We start from the raw sequence: 6,336 nt of genomic DNA, 5'->3' as shown, positions 1-6,336 counted from the left end.
GATCTGGACATAGACCGATGGTGCTTTCGGCCCACTGCACAAGGTGGCAGCGTCGACGACGGTCGTCCCGCACATGTAAGTCCGGCTTAGCGTGACCTGGCCATCCTCCGGCCGATTCTCCCAGCTCGCAATGGCAACGGCCTTGGTCGCCGTATCATTGGTCGATCCGCCCATGACCAGGTTCGCGGCAGTCTTCACGCCGGCGCGCATCGACAGCGAACTCGTTACGTAGGACCAGCCGTCCAGAATGCCGAGCAGCACCAGGCACAGGATGGGCAGCACCATCGCGAACTCGACCGCCGCAACGCCCGCTTTATCGCTGAGGATCGGCGCCGATCGGCGTTCCACGGAGGCTACTCTACCAGCGCCACGGACAGCCCCGCCGGAATGTCGCGCATTCCGAGGCTCGTGCAATCCTGGTTGATGGTTGTGCTGCCGGACCATTGAATCGTATTGGCGACGACCTGGGTGCAGCCGCCGTTGCCTGAGAAGTTGCCAAGATAGTTTACTTGCTGTTTGGGGAAGTAGATGGCTCCGGTCAGCAGCGAGTCCGCTGTGCCGTTGAATGTGCTGGATGCGGGGGTACCGGTCCTGTCGCCGTAGAACAGCACACCGGAATAGGTGCCCGAGGTCGGCGCGCTGAGCTTCACAGAGGCGTTGCCATTCATGCTGACGGTCGAACTGCCCGACATGAAGATGGTCACACCGCTGCCGATAATGGCCGCGTTGGCGTTTATCTTGAGATCGCCCTGAACGACATAGACGCCAGGCGAAAGCGTGACATTGCCCTTCAGCGTCATGCCGCCGCAATAGGTGCCTGGGCTCAGCGTCGGCTTGTTGTCGTTCTGGCAAGGGTTCGAGGCCGCCGGGGCTGGCAGGTCGGCAAATGGATCGGCGGCAGGCAGCGCCTGGGTGATCGGGGCCGCGCAGACCGTGGTGACGGGATTGCTGAGCGAGACGCCGCCCGCCGAAATCAGGCAATCGATCTGGAGGCCCGCCGAGCCCTGAAGCTTGATGGCGTCAGGGGCGATCGAATTGGACATCACCACGCAGCCGGTAACCTTCACGATAGTATTGCCGGAAAACAGCGCTGCCTGCGGGGCGGCCGGATCGAGCGCGGTCATGCAGGCCTTCGAGGCGTTGGTGATGAGGGCGACCGCCCTCGCCTGTTCGGGAACCTGAGCCTGCGTGAAGATCAAGGTAAACATCCGGTCGAGCTTCTGGCCGACGATCACCTCGACCGCTTTCTTCGCCGTATTCGGTCCGGACGCTGGCGGCGTATTGACGACGATGGTGCCCGAGCCCAGTCCGTTCGTCGCCGCCGACTGGGTCGCGGCCGCGACGATTGTCGGCTTGTCGGAACCCGAGACCTGTTCAAGCGCGCCGGCATAGGCGGCGGCATCAGCCGTCGCCTGCAGTCTCAGGCTGTTGTAGTACCAATAGGAGGTTTCGACACCGAAGCCCGCGGCGCCAACAACGATCGGCAAGGTCAGGGCGAAAATGGTTGCGACATTTGCGCGGGTGCTCCGGCATATACCGTCCGCCACAAGCCGAATTCGGGTGAAGCAATTGGAGACCATGGCATAGATTAGAAAGCACGCATATATGAACGAACGGCTAAAAAGTTCCGTTCAATTTTGACCAGTGATCTATTGGCATCCAGAACAAGGGGATTCATGGCCGATCGACGGCATTAAAGGCAGCAACACGACCAAAAGCCCGCATCCCACGTGGACGATTGCCGGCGACAGTTTATCGTTTGCTAACAATGCAATTGCGGAGATGGTGGCAAGTGACCCGCTATGGGGCAGGACTGCCATCCATTCGCGATAGGATTTATGCGCGGCAAACCGGGACCCACTCCATCGGATACCGAGCCAGCGAGCACTCCGTGCCCTTGCCTACCAGTTCACCCTGAACTCGATATTGCCGCCATGGTCTGCATCCGATCGGCGAACTTGCCGTCGAAGGTGGCGAACACCGATGTCGCTACCCCGGTTCAGCTTTAAGCGGAAAGAATTGGCATCGACTCCGCAGCCGTTTCGGCCATCATCTCTCTCTGTACGGCCAGGAAGAACCTGCGCACTTCATCGCTGGCTGCTGTTCTGTCCCTGCCGGATCCGACCACGCGATCGAGCAACTCCGACGCCTTGGCCCTCCAGAAGGAGGTGGCGGTCTCGCCATGCAGATTGCCGAGCTTGGCGGCAACTTCCCTGACCAAGAATACCTGACGGTCGATCGGGAATGCACGAACTTTTTCTAGGGACATCTTCCGAACCATGAGACTGACGCAACGAATCAACCATTGCCAACAAGCAATGGCGTAGCCGGGAAGGTGGAAACGGAAGCTTAACGGCGCTGACGTTGGTGCGCCTGGTGAGGTCGTCGGGGACAAAAGGCGCAGCCATACGCCCACGACATCGCCGTGTGCGTTCAAACGCCATCGTTGGCGTTGGGCAGGTGAAACGGGCGACGGCCCTCAGGCCTGGAGCGCCCTTGCCTCACCGCCGCGCTTGCGCGGCGTCATCATGTCCCTGGCCATCAGTCCGCTCGCCCGGCAAAACGCCATGAATGCCCGGCAGGCATCCTCGGTCTTGACTACGTCCACCGTGGCGCCAAAGCAGGCGTTGAACGCTTTCTGATAGATCGGGCCCTGACGGCGCGCAGGCCAGTCCTGAAGAAAATCGAGCGCCTGCTCGACGCCGTAAATCTCCTCGACTGGCAGGCCGGGCGCGGGTGCGATGCGCACCGGCACCTCGAATTGCAGTCTGTCCATTTCCTATCTCCCGAACCGGCGTCACCGAGGCAACGCCATTCGTCGTCAAAAGTTGCTTTGACGGGCTTTTGACCCAGAAATGTGTCGTCACTTGGGTCGCTGAACAGCCACGTCGCCCAGAACAATCGAGGATATGCTTTGGGCGACTGCGCTCACTGGTTCGCTGGATCCGTCTCCGCGTCGAAAGCCACGCGAATCGCGGTGATCAGCACAAATATCGTCGGCACGGCGAAGATGCCGCCGAGCACAAGGGCCGACATCGGCGACAGGCCGAGTGTCTCGGCAACCGCCCAATAGACGGTTCCGATGCAGATGAGCGCCTGAACGGAGAGGAACGCGGCAGCCGAGGCCGCACGCGACAGGGTTTTGAAAGTCTTGATGCGTTGTTGCATTGAAATAGTCCGGAAATGCCGCGCCGCGCGACCGCGGCGCGGCCACAGCCGCCGCACGATCACGACGCGAACAGGGATAGCGATGAGGTGAAGGGTGCGGCTCTGGACCGCTTAGGCCGCGATGCCCGGCGGTGCGCGCGGCTGGTTGGTGCCCGCCCTCGGAGCCGAGGCCGCTCCGTATCCCGAAACAGCCGCTCCCGGCAGCGTGCGCTCGACCCCGGGGAAGACAGCGTCGGGGACCGGCAGGGCGGGGTGGCCGCCGGCGAACTTGACCAGGGCCGGACGGACGGCGCGAACTTCCAGCGCTTGCACCTTACCGGTGACACGCAGCAGCGCCGCCACCTCGCCAGACCGCTCGACACCGATTCTGGCACCGCTCGGCGCACTATCCGCGAAGGCTGGCGCCGCCGGCCGGCCGAGGCATAGCATCGCCAGCAGCACCATGCCCATCAGGCATGAGCAGGCTGCCGTCAGCGGCGCTTCAAGCCATCTGGCTTGCCTGGCCGTGAAGGGGCGCGATCTCGAAAACATCACCCGCCCTACCGCACGATGGCCAGAAAGGAAAGTAAACCGGGCAAAACCCGGCGAGACATTACCCCATGCAAGGCAAATATCCCGAATGCACGGCTGCATCAGGCAGTTCTTCCTTGAACCTTTTGCCCTCAAGTGCCAAATCTGGGGAGATTTTCACGTCGGCTCTCTTGCAGAGCCCTACCGACTACACGGACAAAATGGTCACCTATCTCGACGCCGCCACGGCACCGCTCAGAAATACCGGCCAGATTCGCCTCTATGGCGAGGACGGCTTTGGCGGCATGCGCAAGGCATGCGATCTCACCGCGCGCTGTCTCGACGAACTGGTGCCGATGGTCGAGCCCGGCGTCACCACCGAAACCATCGACCGCTTTGTCTTCGAATTCGGCATGGACCACGGCGCGCTGCCGGCGACACTCAACTATCGCGGCTACACGAAATCGTCCTGCACCTCGATCAATCATGTCGTCTGCCATGGCATTCCCGACAACAAGCCGCTCAAGGATGGCGACATCGTCAACATTGACGTCACCTACATCCTCGACGGCTGGCACGGCGATTCCTCGCGCATGTATCCGGTCGGCACGATCAAGCGCGCTGCCGAGCGCCTGCTCGAAGTCACGCATGAATGCCTTATGCGCGGCATAGCGGCGGTCAGGCCCGGCGCCCGCACCGGCGCCATCGGCGCCGCCATCCAGACCTATGCCGAGGGTGAGCGTTGCTCGGTGGTGCGCGATTTCTGCGGCCACGGCGTCGGCCAGCTTTTCCATGACGCACCGAACATCCTGCACTATGGCAGTGCCAATGAGGGCGTCGAGATGCGGCCCGGCATGATCTTCACCATCGAGCCGATGATCAATCTCGGCCGACCGCACGTGAAGGTTTTGTCGGACGGCTGGACCGCGGTGACGCGCGACCGCTCGCTGTCGGCGCAGTACGAGCACACGATCGGCGTGACCGACACCGGCTGCGAGATTTTCACCCTGTCGCCCAAAAAGCTCGACCGCCCCGGCCTGCCGGCTTAAAGCGCGTCGTCTTACCCGGCACGAGGCCGTCTAAGACGGTTGGGCACTTGGACCATTCGGCAAGTCAATGGTGACGACCAGTCCGTTGGGTTGATTGTCCTGCAATTCGATCCTGCCGCCGTGTCCCTGGACGATGTCGGCAACGATCGAAAGACCCAGGCCAAAGCCATGCTTCGATGCAATGCCGCGCGACGCATCTTCTTTGAAGAACGGTTCGAAAACACGAGCGCGCGCCGTCATCGGAATGCCCGGCCCGTCATCGCCAACCGTGATGCGTGCCACCGTGTCGGTCGCCGTCAATGCGACCGTGACAGTGCCAGCGAATTTGACCCCGTTGTCGCAGAGATTGGCGATCGCCCGCGCCAGTGCATTGGGCTTGCACCAGCCCAGAAGCCGATCCGGTCCGGAATATGAGACCGGAAACCCGACATCGGAGAATTCAGCACAGACGGTTTGCAGAACGCTGGCAATGTCGGCGCGCTGCAGCTTCTCCGTCGAAACGTCGTTGCGCAGATAGGTCAGGGTCTCGTCGATCAGGACTTCGATGTGCTGGACATCGGAGAGGATCGCGGTTCGAACGGGGCCATCATCCATGCGCTCGGCGCGAAGCCGCAGCCGCGTCAAAGGCGTGCGCAGATCATGACTGACGCTGCGCAACATGCGCGTGCGGTTTTCTATCATCGTTCGGATACGCGTTCTCATCCTGTTCAGGGCGCGCGCCAGCCCAACCATCTCAATGGAGCCGCGTTCGACGAAAAGCTGGTCGCTGTTCTCAATCTCGGTCGAACCGACTGCCGCCGAGATGCGCTTCAGCGGGTCCGTTACGGCCCATACCGCAAACAGCCAGATCAGGACGGGCAAGGCGACGAAAGCCATGAACCTGTAGAACGAGGCACGCACGAGGCCAGATGTCAGCCAGGAATCGGGCATACCGAAATGAGCAAGGACGTCATGCTGGTCGAGGTCGATCACAAACGCGTATCGGCCGCCGATCCTTATCCAGCGCCCATCAACCGCCCCCCTGTCGATGCGGAAAAGCCATTCGATACTTCGCCACTGCAGATAGGAATAGGGAATGCTGCGGATCTGTTCCTTGGGCAGCACCTTGAAATCAAAACCAGCTCGCGCAGCTGTCGCCAGAATTGCGCCACGCGCTTCCGCTGGCGTTTCGCGCAACAAGGCGGCAAAAACGGCCGCTCGCCTGGCGCTATCTTCCACAGCGGGAAGGTCGACGTTCTCTATGAAACTCTCGACGACCGATCCGACGGACATGATCACAATCACCGCGATGAAAATGATTGCCGCAAACTGCCCGCGCACGGACTGGGGCAGAAAACGGCGGACGAAACCCCTCATGCCTCCTCCACCGTTGCGGTGAAGATGTAGCCACCCAACCGAACAGTCCTGAGAAGCACCGGATCGCGCGCGTCCTTTTCGATCTTCTGGCGGATCCGGCTGACATGCACATCGACGCTTCGTTCGATCGGTCCGGCGAGCCCGGCGTGGGTCACGCTGAGCAGTTCTTCGCGCGAGAGAACCCGGCCCGCATTGCGGCAGAACGCAAGCAGCAGGTCGAATTCATGCGTCGTCGTCGCAACCCGTGCATTGC

General features: G+C 61.6%; 9 protein-coding genes. 1 reads left to right on the top strand and 8 read right to left on the bottom strand.

The features are described 5' to 3' along the window. The 6 genes from EN993_RS29245 to EN993_RS29220 form a co-directional block, all read right to left on the bottom strand. Positions 1-348: TadE/TadG family type IV pilus assembly protein (locus EN993_RS29245; protein ID WP_206532438.1), on the bottom strand; the 348-nt coding region annotated here is incomplete at its 3' end. Between the two features lie 5 nt (positions 349-353). After that, complete coding sequence (locus EN993_RS29240; RefSeq protein ID WP_164757883.1) at positions 354-1,580, bottom strand: pilus assembly protein TadG-related protein; 1,227 nt, start codon at positions 1,578-1,580, stop codon at positions 354-356. Between the two features lie 425 nt (positions 1,581-2,005). Next, entirely contained in the window at positions 2,006-2,437 is a 432-nt protein-coding gene (locus EN993_RS38050) for a DUF6074 family protein (RefSeq protein WP_245462834.1), read from the bottom strand. Between the two features lie 42 nt (positions 2,438-2,479). Continuing rightward, positions 2,480-2,776, bottom strand: a complete 297-nt coding sequence (locus EN993_RS29230) for a DUF982 domain-containing protein (protein WP_013532001.1) — start codon at positions 2,774-2,776, stop codon at positions 2,480-2,482. 152 nt (positions 2,777-2,928) lie between these two features. Beyond that, positions 2,929-3,168 carry a hypothetical protein gene (locus EN993_RS29225; RefSeq protein WP_127265520.1) on the bottom strand — a complete coding sequence of 80 codons (240 nt, stop codon included), beginning with the start codon at positions 3,166-3,168 and terminating at the stop codon, positions 2,929-2,931. 111 nt (positions 3,169-3,279) lie between these two features. Then, the gene (locus EN993_RS29220) at positions 3,280-3,699 is read right to left on the bottom strand and encodes a hypothetical protein (RefSeq protein WP_127265519.1); all 420 of its coding nucleotides are present in this window, start codon (positions 3,697-3,699) and stop codon (positions 3,280-3,282) included. Positions 3,700-3,899: 200 nt separating this feature from the next. Between EN993_RS29220 and map the strand changes: the two genes are divergently transcribed. Continuing rightward, positions 3,900-4,727, top strand: a complete 828-nt coding sequence (gene map / locus EN993_RS29215; protein ID WP_127265518.1) for a type I methionyl aminopeptidase — start codon at positions 3,900-3,902, stop codon at positions 4,725-4,727. Positions 4,728-4,757: 30 nt separating this feature from the next. On the opposite strand, the gene EN993_RS29210 is transcribed toward map, so the two are convergent. After that, positions 4,758-6,083 (bottom strand): HAMP domain-containing sensor histidine kinase, encoded by a 1,326-nt coding sequence (locus EN993_RS29210; protein WP_127265517.1) that lies wholly within the window; start codon positions 6,081-6,083, stop codon positions 4,758-4,760. Then, on the bottom strand, positions 6,080-6,336 hold a 257-nt coding region (locus tag EN993_RS29205; protein ID WP_164757882.1), incomplete at its 5' end, for a helix-turn-helix domain-containing protein. The genes EN993_RS29210 and EN993_RS29205, both read right to left, overlap by 4 nt.

It is taken from the genome of Mesorhizobium sp. M7D.F.Ca.US.004.01.2.1 (assembly GCF_003997785.1).
Taxonomy (GTDB): Bacteria; Pseudomonadota; Alphaproteobacteria; order Rhizobiales; family Rhizobiaceae; genus Mesorhizobium; species Mesorhizobium loti.
The sequence above is the reverse complement of the archived record's forward strand: the minus strand, read 5'-3'. Positions and strand labels throughout refer to the sequence as shown.

Bases quoted from the DNA above. Each gene is read 5' to 3' on its own strand.
- EN993_RS29240 (WP_164757883.1), bottom strand. From the start codon at position 1,580: ATGGTCTCCAATTGCTTCACCCGAATTCGGCTTGTGGCGGACGGTATA.
- EN993_RS29230 (WP_013532001.1), bottom strand. From the start codon at position 2,776: ATGGACAGACTGCAATTCGAGGTGCCGGTGCGCATCGCACCCGCGCCC.
- EN993_RS29225 (WP_127265520.1), bottom strand. From the start codon at position 3,168: ATGCAACAACGCATCAAGACTTTCAAAACCCTGTCGCGTGCGGCCTCG.
- EN993_RS29220 (WP_127265519.1), bottom strand. From the start codon at position 3,699: ATGTTTTCGAGATCGCGCCCCTTCACGGCCAGGCAAGCCAGATGGCTT.
- map (WP_127265518.1), top strand. From the start codon at position 3,900: ATGGTCACCTATCTCGACGCCGCCACGGCACCGCTCAGAAATACCGGC.
- EN993_RS29210 (WP_127265517.1), bottom strand. From the start codon at position 6,083: ATGAGGGGTTTCGTCCGCCGTTTTCTGCCCCAGTCCGTGCGCGGGCAG.